Raw genomic sequence first — 18,043 nt, forward strand, 5'->3', positions numbered from 1 at the left:
CCCCCGCACGTCATCCTACCTAGCTATCAGGCTTATTTCAACAGCGACAGCACTTGCTGGGGTGCCGAGTTCGCCTGCGACAGCATGGCGGTACCAGCTTGTTGCAGGATCTGCGCACGGGTCAGGTTCGCGGTTTCCTGCGCGTAGTCGGTATCCATGATACGGCTGCGCGACGAGGTGATGTTCTCGCTCGACACTTGCAGGTTGCTGATGACGGCGCTGAAGCGGTTCTGCACTGCACCGAACTCTGCACGCTTGGAGGAGATCAGGCTGATGGCCTTGTCCAGGTTCTTGATCGCCTTCTGGGCATCGCTCTGTGCCGACGGAGCAGCCACTGCCTTGTCCAGGGACAGCTTGGCGCTGTCCACGGCCTTCTGCAGGGTCACAGCCGAAGCAGCCAGGGCGCTGGCCGACAGCGAGGAGCCGGTGGCGAACAGGTTGTCCAGGGCAGCCTTGGCCGAGGTGTAGGTGGTTTGAGCAGCGCTCACGCCGGAGGTGTCGCCCAGACCGATCAGACCCTTGGCGCTGGTGCCGATGACGTCGGCCATGGTGCCGTTGTTGGACAGGTCATCCAGAGTGATGGTGATCTGGTCGTTGAGCTTGTTGTCCGACACGTTGGCGCCGACCTGGAAGGACAGGGTCAGCGAAGCCTTGACGTTGGCCGACGAAGAGCCCACGCCAGCCGAAGCACCTTGACCGACACCGGTGAACAGGTTCTGGCCGTTGAAGCTGGTGCCGTTCAGAACGCGGAACACTTCCTGCGACAGCTGGGTGTATTCGTCGTTGAGGGTCTTGCGGTCTTGTGCGCTGTTGGTGCCGTTGGCAGCCTGCACAGCCAACTCACGCATACGTTGCAGGTTGTCGCCGACGGTCGACAGAGCGCCTTCAGCGGTCTGCGCCATCGAGATGCCGTCGTTGGCGTTACGCTGTGCAACTGCCAGGCCCTTGATCTGGGCGTTCATGCGGTCGGCAATGGCCAGACCGGCGGCGTCGTCCTTGGCGCTGTTGACGCGCAGGCCCGACGACAGACGTTGGATCGAGGTGTTCAGCGACGCTTGCGACGAATTCAGATTGCGCTGGGTGTTGAGCGACGCAATGTTGGTATTAATGACTGCTGCCATGTTAATTCTCCTAAGATTTGAGACCGATGATCCGAGTTTCAGTGCTTAACTTTGGTCTTCTACCCATGAGCCCCAGGCGTTTCAACCGCTGTTGATTGCTTTATCGGGCAGTCTTGGAAAAAGTTTAGGGTTTGCTGCAAAAAAATCTTTTTCAAGGCTTTCCGACCTAAAACTACGTGCTTTGAAACTCCAAGCACATGTTTTTCGACGGCACTTCAGAAAACTTTAGCGATTTTTTGTTGAAACTGAGAAATTTTGTCCGCCGCTGACAAAAAGCCCCGCTGGTGCTGCGCACAAAGCGGGGCGGTCTCTGGAGAGGGGCGTCTTATCCCTGCATTTTTTTCTGTTGCAAGATGACCAATTCGTCGGCAAGCCGGGTCAGGACCGAGTCCCAGTCACTGATGGCGGGCTGGCGGAACAGGCGCATGCTCGGATACCAAGGGGAGTCGTCGCGATTCTGGAGCCAGCGCCAATCCGGTACATGTGGCACCAGGGCCCAGGTCGGATGGCCCAGGGCACCGGCCAGGTGAACCACGGAGGTGTCGACGCTGATCATCAGGTCCATATTGTGGATGGCTGCGGCGGTATCGGCGAAGTCCGTGCACAGATCGCCCAGGTTGTGAACCTTCTGGTCTGGCGGCAGGGTGCGCAGCCCTTCGGTGGGCTTGCCTTTCTGTAAAGAGTAGAACTCGATGTTTGGCAGGCTGAACAATCTGGCAAATTTGTTCAGGCTGATGGAGCGATGGCGGTCGTTGCCGTGTTCCGGATTGCCGGCCCAGACTACGCCCACACGCAGCTTGCCTGGTGCCGCGCCGCCCATGGCGGCGATGCGCTCGCGCCAGACCTCGACCAGGGCCGGATCGGCTGCCAGATAGCTCGGGAATGCCGGGATGTCTTCCACCGTATCGGTTCCCAGTGCGTAGGGCAGGCTCATGAGCACATAGGCGCAGTCGCAGGGTGGCAGCGGATCGCTTTCGCGGATGAGCGTGATTTCCGGTGTGAAGGACTGGAACAGCCGGTACAGAGGATTCTTGACGTGCAGCGCCACCCGCGCGCCCTGTGCGACCAGCAGCCGGACATAACGGAGGAACTGGATGCTGTCGCCGAAGCCTTGCTCGTGCATCAGGAGGATGTACTTCCCGGCCAGCGAGGACTTTCCATCCCATTTCGGGATGATGCCGAAGAGCTTGTGGATCAACTTGTAGACATGGGCGCGCTCGCGCGTGACCAGACGGCTTTCGTGGCAGGCCCAGCCTTCCTTAAGTTCGCCGTGCAGCAACAGGCTCAAGGCCAGGTTGTGTTGCGCCGTCGGATAGTTGGGGCGCAGCGTCAATGCCTTGCGGAAGTTGGCTACGGCCTCATGGGTGTCGCCGTGATCATGCAGGACTGCGCCCATGTTGTTGTAAGTCAGCGCCTGCCTGGGATCCAGTTCGAGGGCCTTGTTGAAGAGCTGCATGGCATCCTCGAAGCGGTCCTGGGTCGCAAAGAGGCTGGAAGCAAGGCGGATGTAGCTGTTGGGATCCCTGGGGGCAATCTCGATGATGCGTTGCAGGTGCTCGTGCGCTTCGCTGATTTTCTCCAGTTTCAGATAGGCATCGGCGATCTTGATCTGGGCATAGGTGTCTTGAGGGTCGAGCAGGATGGCCGTCTTGAGCGATTCCAGTGCTTCCTTGTACATCTCCATGCCGTAAAACGCCTCGCCCAAGGCGGTATGTCCGGGTGCGAAACTGATGTCCAGTTCCAGCGATTTGAGAATCGTGGCCACCGCCTCCTGGTAGCGTTTGGCCTCGACCAGGGCGCGACCGAGGTGGGACAGGGGGCCGGGAGCATCCGGCTCCCGTTTGACTGCGTCCTCGAAGTAGGCAATGGAGGCTTCCGGGTCATTCTTTTCGTGCAGCGCATTGGCCAGGCCGATGCGTGCTGCCCGGTTTTCCCGGTCTAGCGAAATGGCCTGCTCGTACAGCTTGATGGCCTCGTCCACCCGGTCCTGTGCCAGCACGGCGGCGGCCAGGTTGCTGAGGTATTCGGCATTGGCGGGATCGGCCGCAAAGGCCTTGCGCAAATAGTGCTCAGCCTCCGGGTGCAGTCCCTCCTGGGTGGCGATCAGGCCGCGCGCGTGATTGGCGAAAACCAGTTCCGGGTCGCGTTTGAGAACGGCCACGCAGATGGCCTTGGCTTGTTCGGTCTGGCGACTGTCCAGCAGATCGAGACTCTTGCGGACATCCAGCAGATCCTGCAGGTTGGCCTTGGCGGCGGCCGGGGCCGGAACGGGTTTGCCGTGCTTGTTGCTGCTCTTGCGCGTCGACATCGAAAGGGGTCCTCTTGGTTGGGCGCATCGCTGGCGCCGGACATAGCTATCCAGCAGGCATGATATGCGCAACCCGTCACTTGCGAAGAGCTGAATAGAAAGCAAAAAACCTCCGTTTTAGGCGGAGGTTGATGCAGCAAGAGACGGCGCGCAGCCTGCTGGAGCGGCTTGCGGCCTGCTCGCCTGGTGCGGGGCGGTGGGCTGCCCCGGGGATCAGTTCCAGCTGCGCAGCAATCCGACGGCCAGTCCTTCGAGGGCGAACTGGTCTTCTTCCGGCTTGACGATGATGGGTTCGAATTCCGGATTCTCGGGGAAGAGGGTGATGACGCTGCCGGTCTTCTGATAGCGCTTGACCGTGACTTCATCGGCCAGGCGGGCCACCACGATCTGGCCGTTGCGCGCCTGATCGGCGCGGCGCACTGCCAGCAGATCGCCGTCGAGGATGCCGGCGTCGCGCATGGACATGCCGCGCACCTTGAGCAGGTAATCCGGCTTGGCCGGGAACATGGCCGGGTCGACCTGGTAGGTCTTTTCCACATGTTCCTGGGCGAGGATGGGCGAACCCGCCGCCACCCGTCCGATCAGTGGCAGGCTCAGCTGCATCAGCGCCGGATGGGGCAGGGCCATTTGTCGTGCTGCCACGGATCCTGGGAGCGCGCAGGACTCGCGCAGGCGGATGCCGCGCGAGGTGCCGGGAGAAATCTCGATGGCCCCCTTGCGGGCCAGGGCCTGCAGATGCTCTTCGGCCGCATTGGCGGAGCGAAAGCCCAATTCGGCGGCGATCTCTGCGCGCGTGGGAGGGAAGCCGGTGTTCTCGATGGCGTTCTTGATCAGGTTCAGGATCTGTTCCTGGCGCGCAGTCAGTTTGAGCATGGGGGTGGCCTTTCTCGGAGGGAAGGCTGTCTGGATGAACAGTCTGTATTTTTATACAGGTACAATCCTTGTGTCAACGGCAACATGCACTTTGCGAGGCGGAAAAGGCAATCTTTCTCCTGCATATATATAGGCAGACACATGAGATTTGATGCCGCCAAGTCGGAAAGTGTGGCGCGCTGACCGCTCGATCTCACCGCCGGGGCGGCGTTTGTGGGCTCCGACATTGCCCTGGTGGGCGAAAGCTAGTATGATCTCGGGTTTTCCTCTTCCCACACCCGTCTTGACGCCGGGGTGGGCGTCTTCAATAAGTCCATAAGGAGTCTACATGCGTCATTATGAAATCGTATTTATCGTCCACCCGGACCAAAGCGAGCAAGTGCCGGCGATGATCGAGCGTTACAAGGGCATCGTCACCACCCGCGGCGGCAAGGTCCACCGTGTCGAAGATTGGGGCCGTCGTCAACTGGCCTACCAGATCCAGAAGCTGGCCAAGGCTCACTACGTCTGCCTGAACATCGAAGTCGACAGCGAAACGCTGGCTGAAATCGAAACCGGCTTCAAGTTCAACGACGCCGTCCTGCGCCACCTGACCGTCAAGATGAAGAAGGCCGAAACCGGTCCTTCCCCCATCCTGAAGGCAGTGCAGAAGGAAGACGCGGCCAAGAGCCGTACCGAAGCACCGGCAGCTTAAGCGCTGCGAACATCGCGGAGAGTGAACCAGTTTCAAGTCATCGCCAGCCTGGCAGAACGTGATGTTTTACGTTACACGCCGGCCGGTATCCCGATTGTCACTGCCAGGTTGCAGCATCAGTCGGAACAGATGGAAGCTGGCATGCAGCGTCAGGTCGAATTCGAGATCGCAGCGCTGGCAGCAGGGGAAATCTCCGGTGCCCTCAACAAGGCGGCACTGGGGGAAGTCTTCCGGTTCACCGGCTTTCTGGCCCGCAGGAATCGCAACAGCAAGAGTGTCGTGTTTCATATCGTTGATTTTGGCCCGGTCGCGTCGGATTGAAGACGCAAGGTAGCCAAACAGACCTTACCCAATTTTTAGATACAGGAGCCAACCATGGCATTCGGTAAAAAGTTCGATAAAAGCAAGCTGAAAAACAAGCGTCAACAGCAAAACCCGCTGTTCAAGCGCAAGAAATTCTGCCGTTTCACCGCCGCTGGCGTTGAACAGGTCGATTACAAGGACGTGGACACCCTGAAGGACTTCGTCCAGGAAAACGGCAAGATCATGCCGGCACGCCTGACCGGTACCAAGGCCCACTACCAGCGTCAAGTTGACACCGCCATCAAGCGCGCGCGTTACCTGGCCCTGCTGCCGTACACCGATCTGCACAACGCCTAATCAGCGTCGAGAAATAGGAGAAAAACATGCAAGTCATTCTGTTGGAAAAAATCGTGAATCTCGGCGGTCTGGGTGATGTCGTGCGCGTCAAGGACGGTTTCGCACGCAACTTCCTGATCCCGCAACGCAAGGCCCGCCGCGCTACCGATGCAGCCATCGCTGAATTCGAAGCCAAGCGCGCCGAGCTGGAAAAGGCCGCTGCCGAGAAGCTGGCCGCCGCTCAAGCCCAAGGCGAAAAGCTGGCTGGCGCCACCGTGGAAGTCGCTCAGAAGGCCGGTGTTGACGGTCGTCTGTTCGGTTCCGTGACCAACTTCGACATCGCTGAAGCGCTGGGCAAGAAGGGCTTCGCCGTCGAAAAGTCGCAAGTGCGTCTGCCCAACGGCCCGCTGAAGATCGTTGGCGAACACCCGGTGTCGGTGGCTCTGCACACCGACGTGGTGGTCGACGTCACCATCGCAGTCAAGGGCGAGCAAGCGTAATACGCCTGTTTGCTGCAATTCGTTTTGCAATGGAAAAGCCGGGTTCGCCTGGCTTTTTTATTGTCTTTGCCTCCGGCGTCCCGCTGGCGGTCGTCGCGATCCGCCGGGATGTCGGGGGCTTCATATGGCATTCGTTCATATGAAGTGGCAGGTCGTGCAAAAACGTTCGGCCTGACCTACGGCTTCACATCAGCAGGTTATAATGCGCGCCATGAAAGAATCGTCCCGCGGCAATCCAGAATTTTTCCGTGGCCAGAAGGAGTCCTCCGATCCCCAGATCGATGCGCTCCGCGTGCCGCCACACTCCATCGAGGCCGAGCAGTCGGTGCTGGGCGGCCTGCTGCTGGACAACGCAGCCTGGGACCGCATTGCCGATTTCGTCAGCGCTGACGACTTCTATCGCTACGACCATCGCATCATCTTCGAGCACATCGTCAAGCTCATCAACAGCACCAAGCCGGCTGACGTCATCACCGTCTATGAAGCCATGTCCACCAGCGGCAAGGCCGAAGAGGTGGGTGGCCTGGTGTATCTGAATGCGCTGGCGCAAAACACCCCTTCTGCTGCCAACATCCGCCGCTATGCCGAGATCGTCCGTGATCGCGGTATCCTGCGCAAGCTCATCACGGTGGCCGACGAAATTTCCGGTAACGCCTTCAATCCGCAGGGCAAGGATGTGAAGTCCATGCTGGACGAGGCCGAATCCAAGATCTTCGCCATTGCCGAAGAAGGTTCGCGTGGCTCCCAGGGTTTCATGGAAATCCAGCCGCTGTTGACGCAGGTGGTCGAACGCATCGACGAACTCTACAACCGCGACAGCTCCAGCGACATCACCGGCGTACCCACCGGCTTCATGGACCTGGACAAGATGACTTCCGGCCTGCAGCCGGGTGACCTGATTATCGTCGCGGGTCGTCCTTCCATGGGTAAAACCGCTTTCTCGATCAATATCGGCGAACATGTGGCCATCGAGTCGGGTCTGCCGGTGGCCGTGTTTTCCATGGAAATGGGCGGGGCCCAGCTGGCCATGCGTATGCTGGGTTCGGTCGGTCGGCTGGATCAGCACCGCCTGCGTACCGGCCGCCTGCTCGACGAGGACTGGCCGCGCCTGACGCACGCCATCCAGAAGATGAACGATGCTCAGTTCTACATCGATGAAACCCCGGCGCTGTCGCCCATCGAATTGCGCGCACGTTCGCGCCGCCTGGCGCGTCAATGCGGCAAGCTGGGCCTGATCATCATCGACTACCTGCAGCTCATGTCCGGCAACGGCGGCAGCTCTTCCGAAAACCGCGCCTCCGAAATCTCGGAAATCTCGCGTAGCCTGAAGGGCCTGGCCAAGGAACTCAATTGTCCGGTGATCGCCCTGTCGCAGCTGAACCGCTCGCTGGAACAACGTCCCAACAAGCGTCCCGTGATGTCCGACTTGCGCGAATCGGGTGCCATCGAGCAGGATGCGGACGTCATTTTGTTCATTTACCGCGATGAAGTTTACAATCCGGACTCGCCCGACAAGGGCACGGCGGAAATCATCATCGGCAAGCAGCGTAATGGCCCCATCGGCAGCATTCGCCTGTCCTTCCTGGGGATGTATACCAAGTACGACAACTATATCGGCAATCTGGCGCAGCCTTACGGCGGCGACTGAGGCCATGGGCGACGCGCCGGTCAGGTGCGTCGCCGGAGGATCACGGGCAGCCTTTGGGCGCCCGTGGCATGCAAGGCGGACGGCTCCCAAGGCCGTTCGTGCAGGACCGGCAGGGCGGGATACCGGCTTCCATGGGGGCAGCCGCAGGCCGGTTCGAAACGGCGCTTGAACCGGGCGCTAACCATTGATGAGAGAGAAAAATGTTTGGACGATTGATGCCGACTGAAGGCAAATTCTTTGACCTTTTCAATCAGCATGCAGAGCTGGCGGTCAAGTGTGCGAAGGAAATGGTAGCGCTGATGACCAATTTCGATGACCTCGAAATCCGTGTGCATGCCATTGAAGCCGTCGAGAAGGAAGCCGACAAGATCACGCACAATGCCATCGAACTGCTGCACAAGACTTTCATCACGCCGCTGGACCGTGATGACATCCACCAGCTGATCACGCGCATGGACGATATCCTGGACCTGCTGGAAGACGCTGCCCAGACCATTTCGCTGTACGACATCAAGTCCATCACGCCGGAGGCCAAGCGCCTGGCCGAGCTGTGCCTGTCCTGCGCCGAGAAGGTGCAGGCGGCCGTGGGCCTGCTGTCGAACATGGACAATTCGCGCCAGATCCTGGCGATCTGCCAGGAAATCGACCGCCTGGAATCCGATGCCGACCACGTCATGCGTGCGGCCATGTCCAAGCTGTTCCGCGATGAACCTGATGTACGCACCCTGATCAAGCTCAAGGCCATCTACGAAATCCTGGAAACCGTCACCGACCGCTGCGAAGACGTGGCCAACATCATCGAAGGCATCATCGTCGAAAACGCCTGATCTGTCGGCGTAGCGGCGATTCCCTCGATTTCCGACGGGGACGCCGCTGGTTTCACACAACGGTTTCCCCATGCAAACAATCCAAATCAGCTTACATATTCTCGCGTTGTTGATCGTCCTGGCCTTGCTGTTCGATTTCATGAACGGTTTCCACGATGCCGCCAACGCGATCGCTACCGTGGTCTCGACCGGCGTGCTGCGCCCGCAGACCGCCGTGGCCATGGCGGCCTTCTTCAATCTGGCCGCCGTGTTCGTGTTTCACCAGCTGCACGTGGCGGCCTCGGTGGGCAAGGGCACCATCGAGCCAGCCATCGTTGACCAGTACGTCATCTTCGGTGCCCTCATCGGCGCCATCTTCTGGAACCTGGTGACCTGGTACTACGGTATTCCGTCCTCGTCCTCGCATGCTCTGATCGGCGGCCTGGTCGGTGCGGCCGTGGCCAAGGCCGGTACCGGGGCGCTGATCTCGGCGGGTCTGTTGAAGACGATCCTCTTCATCGTGCTGTCTCCCTTGCTGGGCCTGGTGTTCGGCTCGCTGATGATGCTTGCGGTATCGTGGATCTTCTACCGCTCCACGCCGCGCAAGATCGACGGCTGGTTCCGGCGCCTGCAATTGCTGTCGGCCTCCATGTACAGCCTGGGCCACGGCGGCAATGATGCGCAGAAGACCATCGGCATCATCTGGATGCTGCTGATCGCCTCCGGCTATTCCTCGCCGGATGCACCGCCGATGTGGGTCATCATTGCCTGCTACTGCGCCATCAGCCTGGGTACGCTCTTCGGTGGCTGGCGCATCGTCAAGACCATGGGCCAGAAAATCACCAAATTGAAGCCGGTCGGTGGTTTCTGCGCCGAAACCGGTGGCGCGATCACTCTGTTCATCGCCACGGCGCTGGGCATTCCGGTCTCGACCACGCACACCATCACCGGCGCCATCGTCGGCGTGGGGGCAGCACAGAAGATGTCGGCCGTGCGTTGGGGCGTGGCCAGCAACATCGTCTGGGCGTGGATCTTCACCATCCCGGCCTCGGCCTTCGTGGCGGCGATCGCGTGGTGGATCGGCGTGCACGTGCTGTAAGTCGTTCCCGTTGGCGCGGCACTCGCCGCGCCGTGCAAAAGCAAAAAGCCACGTTTTCACGTGGCTTTTTGCATTGATGCTGAAGAAAAATGATTACAACACGTCGCTGGCGTGATCGGCCAGGCGCGAGCGTTCACCCCGCGCCAGGGTGACATGCCCGCTGTGCGCCCAGCCCTTGAAGCGGTCGACCACATAGGTCAGGCCGCTGGAGCCTTCGGTCAGGTAGGGCGTGTCGATCTGGGCAATGTTGCCCAGGCAGACGATCTTGGTGCCGGGACCGGCGCGCGTGACCAGGGTCTTCATCTGCTTGGGCGTCAGGTTCTGGGCCTCGTCGATGATCAAGAACTTGTTCACGAAAGTGCGGCCGCGCATGAAGTTGAGCGACTTGATCTTGATGCGCGAGCGGATCAGATCCTGGGTTGCAGCGCGACCCCATTCACCGGCATCGCCATCGGACTTGTTGAGCACTTCGAGGTTGTCATCGAAGGCGCCCATCCAGGGCCCCATCTTCTCTTCTTCCGTGCCCGGCAGGAAACCGATGTCTTCACCGACCGGCACGGTCACGCGGGTGACGATGATTTCGTTGTAGAGCTTGGTCTCCAGCACCTGCGCCAGGCCCGAGGCCAGTGCCAGCAGGGTCTTGCCGGTACCGGCCTGGCCCAGCAGGGTGACGAAATCACACTCCGGGTTCATCAGCAGGTTCAGCGCGAAGTTCTGCTCGCGGTTGCGCGCAGTGATGCCCCAGACACTGTTCTTGGCATGGCCAAAGTCGCGCAGGGTCTGCAACACGGCGGTCTTGCCGTTGATCTGGCTGACCTGACCGTAGAAGGCCGGCTCGCCATTCTTGGGTTCGATGAAGACGAACTGGTTGACCAGCAGCGACGGCACGTAGGGGCCGGTCACACGGTAGTAGGTATAGCTGCTGCCGTGACGGCTTTCCTGCCAGGACTCCATGCCCTTGCCGTGCTTGTTCCAGAAGTCATCCGGCAACTGCTGGATACCCGAATACAGCAGGTCGGTATCTTCCAGCACATGGTCATTGAAGTAATCTTCGGCGGGCAGACCGATGGCACGCGCCTTCAGACGCATGTTGATGTCCTTGGAGACCAGCACTACCGGACGTTCCGGATACTGCTGGTCCAGTGCGCGCACCACACCCAGGATCTGGTTGTCGGCCTTGCCCTCGGGCAGGCCTTCGGGCAGGGCGGCGTTCTGCAGCTTGGTCTGGAAGTACAGACGGCCCTTGGCATCCTTGTTGCCCAGCTTGGACAAGGGAATGCCCAGGTCGATCGCATCTTCGGCAATATCCGACACCAGCGCATCCAGCGAACGCGAAATCTGGCGCGCATTGCGGGCCACTTCGGACATGCCCTTCTTGTGGTTGTCCAGTTCTTCCAGCGTGACCATGGGCAGGTAGATGTCGTGTTCCTCGAAGCGGAACAGCGAGGTCGGATCGTGCATCAGCACGTTGGTATCCAGCACGAACAGCTTGGACTTGCCCAGCTTGTCGGCTACGCGGCTGGTGGGCGACTTGGGACGGACTTCGGTGCTCTTGGGAGCGACCTTGGGTTTCTCGGCCACGGCGGCAGTCTTGCCGGTGATGCGCGCACGGGGCGCAGCGACCTTGGTGTCGGAGACGTCGGCAACGGCAACTGCAACTTCTTGTGGTGCAACTACGGCAGCGGAGGTTTCAACGAGAGTGATGTTCGGTTTGACGGGCTTGTTGCGATCGGCCTTGGGATAGTCCTCGGGAGACAGCATCGAAGCTGGTTTGCTCGGCATTTTGGGCAGGGGCATCAGGACCTCGGAAGTGGATGAAGAAAACACCGCTTTGTCAGAGCGAACAGGTGAAGCAATACATCAGACAGCAAAGGGAGGGATCTTGCTGCGGGGCCGGGCATGCCAATGAAATCCTTGCACCTGTCGTGCAGCGTGCCGGACGGGTCCGGACGGTATGCCGACAGGCAATGGGCGAGGGCTTGATTGGCCTGGACGGCGAGGGTGGCAAAGTAAAAAGTAAAAAAGCCGTTTCGGCAGGCCTCGGGCCTTAACCTGAAACGGCTTCCAGCAAACGTTTTTCTGTTTGAATTCAATGGCTTGTATCGTTTGACCGCATGGTTGGAACACGTCGCAGGCACTTGCCAGGTACCGGCGCCGCGGCCTGAATCGAAGTCTGCTGCCGGAGGCTGGACGCAGCAGCCTGATGGGCTATTGCGATGCAGCAACCGGACCGCCTGTTCAGGTATGAAACTTCATTCAGGCCAAGGTTTTGATGAAGGACAGCACCTCATCCACGTGTGCAGGAACCTTCACTCCACGCCATTCTTTCACCACTTTGCCTGCGGCGTCAATCACAAACGTGCTGCGCTCCACGCCGCGCACCTGCTTGCCATACATGTTTTTCATCTTCATGACATCGAACATGGTGCACAGGCTTTCGTCGGGATCGGAGATCAGCTCGAAGGGCATGCCCAGCTTGCCCTTGAAGTTTTCGTGGGACTTCAGGCTGTCGCGGCTGATGCCGAAGATTTCGGTATTGGCGGCCTGGAACTCGGGATGCAGGTCGCGGAACTGCATGCCCTCGGTGGTGCAGCCGGGGGTGTTGTCCTTGGGATAGAAGTACAGGACCAGGTTCTTGCCGCGATAGTCGGCCAGGTTGAAGGTCTTGCCACTGGTCATGGCGGCCGAGAAGTCCGGCACGGTCTTGTTCAGGAGGGATGGTCGGTCTGTCAAAGTGGCGCCCCGTAGGTGAAATCTTGTTGGTGGAGGGTTGGCTGGCGGGATTACATGGCCTGCACGATCATCTCGCCTGAACGGCCGGGCAACTCGCCCCAGGCGATCGGCAGGATGGGCAGGACATCATTCTTGATGCTCTGGTAGTAGTCGCCCATGGACACCAGTTCATAGCCTTGGGCACGCCAGCCGGTGAGCAGTCGTTCGAAAATGGGGCCGAGTTTCTGTCCTTCAAGTTCCGCGTGCAGGGTGAAAACGTGATCACGTGGTTCTTTGGTCAACTGAAGCAAAAACTCAGCGGCATTGCCCGCATCGATCATCTTGCCGCCGATCTCGCGGCCCAGGATTTCGTCCAGCGTGGGCAGCGTGGTCGGCAACTGCACGCAGGACAGCGGTTTGCCGAAGGCCGAGAGGCGATGCGGGCCCGCATCGGCATCGGCCAGGCGGCCATCCTCGCGCAACTGCGCGCGACCGTCCGAAGAATAGGCCATGCCGAACTGGTCCAGCTGGACGAAGGCGTGATCATTCATCTGCCAGCCGGCTGCACCGTGGGTACGCGGCGCCTGGCCGAAGATCTCGCGGTAGCGGGCATGGGAACGGTGCATGGTTTCGACCGTCCATTGGGCCGGGGCGGTGCGCACGTCGTCCTGCCAGACGCGGTGGTCCCAGGTATGGATGCCGCATTCGAAGCCGGCATCCCGGGCTGCGCGCATGAATTGCGCGCAGGTCTTGCCGATATCGGGGGCCGGCAGCAGGGTGCCGTACATCAGGGTCTTCAGGCCGTAGTGTTCCACCACCGAGGTGCGCGAGACCTTGCTGAAGAAACCGGGGCGGAAGATCTGTTTGAGTGCCCAGCCGGTATGGTCTGGGCCCAGCGAAAAGAGGAACGTGGCGCCCGCACCATGGCGACGCAGCTGATTGATCAGGTTGGGGACGCCCACGCGGGTGCCGCGGTAGGTATCGGCGTCGATCTTGAGAGTGAGTTTGGGCAATTCGCTGGACCGGAAAAGAAGGTAATCGGCGGTGGTCCGCCATGTTCTGGGCGTGGCGCCAGGCGTTGGTCTGCGGTGACGGACGACAAGTTGCGAGACTAGCATCCTGCGCGGGATAGAACAATATGCAGCGGCGCAGCATTGAGGGGCAATGCAGTGTCAGCTAAGGGATCTGTTCTGCATTCAAGCCGGCCGGGAAATGAGCAAAAAAGCAAAACCGCGCCGAAGCGCGGTTTGCCTTGGTCCATCTGACAAGCAGACGATCAGTCCATCAGCGCACGAGCCTGAGCCACCTGGCTGCGGTAGGCGTCGAAGATATTGCGCAGGGTGTCGGCCATGGTGGTCTTGGGCGCCCAGTTCAGTTCTTCGCAGGTGTTGGTGATCTTGGGCACGCGGTTCTGCACGTCCTGGTAACCCTTGCCGTAGTAGGCAGCGGAGGTGGTCTCGACCAGTTGCACCTGCTTGGCGGTCTCGGCGTACTCAGGATACTCGGCGGCCAGCTTCAACATCATGTCAGCCAGATCCTTGATGGAGTAGTTGTTGGTCGGGTTGCCGATGTTGTAGATCTTGCCGGAGGCTACGCCGCCTTCGTTGGCGATGATCTTCATCAGGGCATCGATGCCGTCATCGATGTAGGTGAAGGCGCGCTTCTGCTGGCCGCCGTCGACCAGGGAGATGTTCTCGCCACGGACGATGTGGCCGAAGAACTGGGTCACCACGCGCGACGAACCTTCCTTGGGGGTGTGGATCGAGTCCAGGCCGGCGCCGATCCAGTTGAACGGACGGAACAGGGTGAAGTTCAGGCCCGATTCCATGCCATAGCCCCAGATCACGCGGTCCATCAGCTGCTTGGCGCAGGAGTATATCCAGCGCGGCTTGTTGATGGGGCCGCAGATCAGTTCGGATTCTTCCGGATCGAACTCCTCGTCATGGCACATGCCATAGACTTCCGAGGTCGAGGGGAAGACCAGGTGCTTCTTGTACTTGGCCGCCGAACGCACGATCGGCAGGTTGGCTTCGAAGTCCAGCTCGAAGACGCGCAGCGGGGCATTCACGTAGGTCGACGGGGTGGCGATGGCCACCAGCGGCAGGATCACGTCGCACTTCTTGACGTGATATTCCACCCATTCCTGATTGATGGTGATGTCGCCCTCGAAGAAGTGCATGCGCGACTTGTAGGCCTCGTTTTCCAGAATGTCGGTGATGCGGTCGGTCATCATGTCCATGCCATAGACGTGCCAGTCCGTGGTTTCCAGGATGCGCTTGGACAGGTGATGGCCGATGAAGCCGTTGACGCCGAGAATGAGGACTTTTTTCATAATGTTGAGAGCTAGTGAATGGCCGGACTTCAGGAGGCCATGTATTTCAGGTAATTGTTGAGTGAAGCATCCTGATCATTGATCTGGATGCCCAGAATCTGCAGGAAGTTGCCATCGCCACAACGGGCGTACAACTTGCCACCTTCGAAGAACTTGTCCTGCGTACCGTGGGCCCGCTGCAGCGCGGGATGGGCCGCTGGCGGAACCAGCCGGGTTCTCGTGACCGTAATTTTATCACCCGCGATTTCTTCGAAGGCGCCAGGATAGGGCGGGGCCACCGCGCGCACCAGATTATGGACCTCGCCGGCGGTACGACGCCAGTCGATGCGGCCATCTTCGGGCTTGCGGCCGCTGAAGTAGCTGCCTTGCGAGAGCTCATTGGGCAGGTTGGGGGTCTGGCCGGCCAGCATGGCCGGCAGCACGTTCCAGAGCGTCATTTCGGCGGCCACGACGACCTTGCCGAAGACTTCATGGGCGGTGTCGTCGGGCAGGATGGGCACGGCCGTCTGCGCCACGATGGCGCCGGCGTCCGGCTTGACCGTCATTTCATGCAGGGTGGCGCCGGTCTCGGTTTCGCCGTGCAGCACCGCCCAGTTGATGGGCACGCGCCCGCGATACTTGGGCAGCAGCGAGCCGTGCATGTTGTAGGCACCGCGCCTGGCGCAGGCCAGTACTTCCACCGGCAGCATATGGCGGTAATAAAAACTGAAGATAAAGTCCGGCTGTGCGGCCTGCAGCTGGGCCAGCAACTGCGGCGAGCGCGCATCGGCGGGGGTGATGCAGGCAATGCCGTGCTCGCGGCACAGGCCGGCCACCGAACCGAACCAGATGTTCTCGGCAGCGTTGTCCTCATGGGTGACCACCAGGGACACCTGCACGCCGCGGGCGAGCAAGACCTTCAGGCAGCGTACACCCACATCATGGTAGGCAAAGACGACGGCGTTCATAGGGCTTGCTTGTCTTCTGAAGTAGCTTGCTCAAGGATGGCCTGCACCACATAGCGCGGGCGCGAGCGCACCTGCATGTAGATGCGGCCGATGTATTCGCCCAGCAGGCCGATGGAGAACAGGATCACGCCCATCAGGAAGAAGGTGATGGCGAACAGCGTGAACACCCCGCCCACTTCGGCACCGATGAGCAGGCGGCGCAGCACGATGAGGATGAACAGCGCGGCCGAAGCGAACGACAGGGCAATACCCAGCAGCGAGAAGAATTGCAGCGGCACCAGCGAGAAGCCCGTCACCAGGTCGAAGTTCAGGCGGATCAGGCTGTAGAAGGAATATTTCGATTCCCCGGCCGAGCGTTCTTCATGTTCCACCACGATCTCGGTCGGATTGCGCGCGAAGGTGTAGGCCAGCGCCGGTACGAAGGTATTGACCTCGCGGCACTGATTGACCAGGTCAATGACATTGCGACCGTAGGCGCGCAGCATGTTGCCCTGGTCGGTCATCTTGATGCGGGTGATCTTTTCACGCAGGCGGTTCATGGCCTTGGAGGCATAGGTGCGCCAGGCCGAATCCTGGCGCTTGCGGCGGATCGAGCCGACGTAGTCGTAGCCTTCGCGCATCTTGGCCACCAGGTTGCCGATTTCTTCGGGCGGATTCTGCAGGTCGGCGTCCAGGGTCACCACGACTTCGCCACGGGTGGCTTCGAAGCCGGCCATGATGGCCATGTGTTGACCATAGTTGCCATTGAAGAGCACCACACGCGTCACATCCGGGCGGATGCGGTATTGCTCGGCCAGGATGCCGGCGGAGCGGTCGCGACTGCCATCGTTGACGAAGATGACTTCATAGCGGTATCCCAGGGCGTCCAGCGCCGGGTAGAGGCGCTCGAACAGTTTGGAGAGCCCGGATTCCTCGTTGTATACCGGGATGACGACGGACAGTTCTGGTTTCATCAAATATCGTAAATTGCTGGAATTGCCTGGTGTCGGCACGGACGGAGCCGTATCGACGTCCATAAATCAAAGGCCCGATGCGCCACGATCAGCTTCATCGCGGCGTTCAGGCCAGGGAGTGTGCTGCTGCGACATTGCAGGAATGCAAATAAATCGAATTATGCCGAATTTCTTCGCATCAACCGCAAAAATCAGCCAAGCACCAATTTTACCGTTTCAACTGCGCGCTCAACGTCTTCTTTACTCATTGCATTGAACATGGGCAGCGAGACGATGCGCTGGCCGACGCGCTCGGCCACCGGGAACATGCCTTCCTTGAAGCCGCGTTCACGATAGAGCTTCAGCAAATGAATGGCCGGGTAGTGATAGCCGATGCCGATCTGCTTTTCCATCATCTTTTCCATGAAGGCGGCGCGGGTGATGCGTTCCGGCAGGACCAGCTGGAACATGTGCCAGTTGGAGTTCTCGAAGTCGGCCACCGGCAGCTGGGCGCCGTAGTTGGCTTCGAAGTCGCTGCCGAAGCAGGCGAAATAGTGGCGTGCCAGCGCCTTGCGATGGGCGGTAATGGTGTCAATATGGGCGAACTGCCCCAGGCCGATGGCGGCGGCCACATCGGTCATGTTGAACTTGCCACCCAGGACGTCCACTTCCAGGCCGTCGAAGCCGCTGCGGGTGACGCCCTGCAGGCGGTATTTCTCGGCCAGGCGGGCTTCCTCGGCATTGTTGAGCACCAGGAAACCGCCTTCGGAGCTGGTGATGTTCTTGTTGGCTTGCAGACTGAAGGAGACGAAGTCGCCGAAGGCGCCGATGCGCTTGCCGTTCCAGGTCGATCCCAGCGCCTGGGCGGCGTCTTCCACCACGCGCAACTTGTGCTTGGCGGCAATGGCGTAGAGGCGGTCCATGTCCACCGGCAGGCCCGACAGGTAGACCGGGATGACGGCCTTGGTACGCGGAGTGATGGCCGCCTCCAGCTGATCCAGGTCGATGTTGCGGGTGACCGGATCAATGTCGGCAAAGACCGGGGTGGCGCCGGTCTCCAGGATCACGTTGGCGGTGGCGACCCAGGAGATCGGGGTGGTGATGACTTCATCGCCCGGCCCGATGCCGGCGATGCGCAGGGCGATTTCCATCGTGCAGGTGCCGGAATTGAAGGTGCGCACGATGCGCCCGTCCAGGTACTCCGACAAGGCCTTTTCGAAGGCCTGCACCTTGGGGCCGCTGGTGATCCAGCCCGATCGCAGCACGTCGCCGACGGCGGCGATGGTGGCTTCATCGATGGTGGGTTTGGCAAACGGCAGAAAGGGCAGGCTCATGGTGAAATCCGGTCAGACGATATTCAGTGGGGGGGAGGGCCGCGCCAGGCGGCAGGGCTGTTGCCGGCGCGCCGGGCGCACGGCAACGCGGTATTGTA

17 protein-coding genes are annotated in these 18,043 nt (G+C 60.3%); 7 read left to right on the forward strand and 10 right to left on the reverse strand.

What is annotated here, in order from left to right; all coding sequences use genetic code 11:
- Positions 1-32 precede the first annotated feature (32 nt).
- From HNO82_RS01010 to lexA, 3 genes are all read right to left on the reverse strand, one after another.
- Complete coding sequence (locus tag HNO82_RS01010; RefSeq protein ID WP_008328213.1) at positions 33-1,121, reverse strand: flagellin N-terminal helical domain-containing protein; 1,089 nt, start codon at positions 1,119-1,121, stop codon at positions 33-35.
- Between the two features lie 325 nt (positions 1,122-1,446).
- A complete protein-coding gene (locus HNO82_RS01015) occupies positions 1,447-3,429 on the reverse strand; it encodes a tetratricopeptide repeat protein (protein ID WP_008328215.1) in 1,983 nt (660 codons plus the stop codon).
- Positions 3,430-3,642: 213 nt separating this feature from the next.
- Positions 3,643-4,302, reverse strand: a complete 660-nt coding sequence (gene lexA / locus HNO82_RS01020) for a transcriptional repressor LexA (protein ID WP_175342450.1) — start codon at positions 4,300-4,302, stop codon at positions 3,643-3,645.
- A 328-nt stretch (positions 4,303-4,630) separates the two neighbouring features.
- Between lexA and rpsF the strand changes: the two genes are divergently transcribed.
- The 7 genes from rpsF (at position 4,631) to HNO82_RS01055 (ending at position 9,688) form a co-directional block, all read left to right on the forward strand.
- A complete protein-coding gene (rpsF, locus tag HNO82_RS01025) occupies positions 4,631-4,996 on the forward strand; it encodes a 30S ribosomal protein S6 (protein ID WP_006462645.1) in 366 nt (121 codons plus the stop codon).
- 21 nt (positions 4,997-5,017) lie between these two features.
- Entirely contained in the window at positions 5,018-5,317 is a 300-nt protein-coding gene (gene priB, locus HNO82_RS01030) for a primosomal replication protein N (RefSeq protein WP_008328228.1), read from the forward strand.
- A gap of 54 nt (positions 5,318-5,371) precedes the next feature.
- A complete protein-coding gene (gene rpsR, locus HNO82_RS01035; protein ID WP_006462643.1) occupies positions 5,372-5,656 on the forward strand; it encodes a 30S ribosomal protein S18 in 285 nt (94 codons plus the stop codon).
- Positions 5,657-5,682: 26 nt separating this feature from the next.
- A complete protein-coding gene (gene rplI / locus HNO82_RS01040) occupies positions 5,683-6,135 on the forward strand; it encodes a 50S ribosomal protein L9 (protein WP_008328229.1) in 453 nt (150 codons plus the stop codon).
- A 202-nt stretch (positions 6,136-6,337) separates the two neighbouring features.
- Positions 6,338-7,783: a replicative DNA helicase gene (locus tag HNO82_RS01045; RefSeq protein ID WP_008328230.1), complete on the forward strand. Its 1,446-nt coding sequence runs from the start codon at positions 6,338-6,340 to the stop codon at positions 7,781-7,783.
- A gap of 200 nt (positions 7,784-7,983) precedes the next feature.
- Positions 7,984-8,610, forward strand: coding sequence for a DUF47 domain-containing protein (locus tag HNO82_RS01050; RefSeq protein ID WP_008328231.1), 627 nt, complete (start codon positions 7,984-7,986; stop codon positions 8,608-8,610).
- A 70-nt stretch (positions 8,611-8,680) separates the two neighbouring features.
- Positions 8,681-9,688 carry an inorganic phosphate transporter gene (locus HNO82_RS01055; protein WP_034350240.1) on the forward strand — a complete coding sequence of 336 codons (1,008 nt, stop codon included), beginning with the start codon at positions 8,681-8,683 and terminating at the stop codon, positions 9,686-9,688.
- Positions 9,689-9,781: 93 nt separating this feature from the next.
- On the opposite strand, the gene HNO82_RS01060 is transcribed toward HNO82_RS01055, so the two are convergent.
- From HNO82_RS01060 to HNO82_RS01090, 7 genes are all read right to left on the reverse strand, one after another.
- Entirely contained in the window at positions 9,782-11,449 is a 1,668-nt protein-coding gene (locus tag HNO82_RS01060; RefSeq protein ID WP_249776903.1) for a PhoH family protein, read from the reverse strand.
- Between the two features lie 495 nt (positions 11,450-11,944).
- A complete protein-coding gene (locus tag HNO82_RS01065; protein ID WP_081486042.1) occupies positions 11,945-12,421 on the reverse strand; it encodes a peroxiredoxin in 477 nt (158 codons plus the stop codon).
- A gap of 50 nt (positions 12,422-12,471) precedes the next feature.
- A complete protein-coding gene (locus HNO82_RS01070; RefSeq protein WP_175342453.1) occupies positions 12,472-13,413 on the reverse strand; it encodes a polysaccharide deacetylase family protein in 942 nt (313 codons plus the stop codon).
- Between the two features lie 263 nt (positions 13,414-13,676).
- On the reverse strand, positions 13,677-14,732 hold the full coding sequence (locus HNO82_RS01075) for a bifunctional UDP-4-keto-pentose/UDP-xylose synthase (protein WP_008328236.1): 1,056 nt from the start codon (positions 14,730-14,732) through the stop codon (positions 13,677-13,679).
- A 29-nt stretch (positions 14,733-14,761) separates the two neighbouring features.
- The gene (locus HNO82_RS01080; protein ID WP_008328237.1) at positions 14,762-15,679 is read right to left on the reverse strand and encodes a formyltransferase; all 918 of its coding nucleotides are present in this window, start codon (positions 15,677-15,679) and stop codon (positions 14,762-14,764) included.
- Positions 15,676-16,632, reverse strand: coding sequence for a glycosyltransferase (locus tag HNO82_RS01085; protein ID WP_034350243.1), 957 nt, complete (start codon positions 16,630-16,632; stop codon positions 15,676-15,678). The genes HNO82_RS01080 and HNO82_RS01085 overlap by 4 nt, the downstream gene beginning before the upstream one ends.
- A gap of 191 nt (positions 16,633-16,823) precedes the next feature.
- On the reverse strand, positions 16,824-17,945 hold the full coding sequence (locus tag HNO82_RS01090; RefSeq protein WP_175342454.1) for a DegT/DnrJ/EryC1/StrS family aminotransferase: 1,122 nt from the start codon (positions 17,943-17,945) through the stop codon (positions 16,824-16,826).
- Between the last annotated feature and the right edge of the window lie 98 nt (positions 17,946-18,043).

This window comes from Herbaspirillum sp. C9C3 (genome assembly GCF_013359625.1).
In the GTDB taxonomy this organism is placed as follows: domain Bacteria; phylum Pseudomonadota; class Gammaproteobacteria; order Burkholderiales; family Burkholderiaceae_D; genus Herbaspirillum.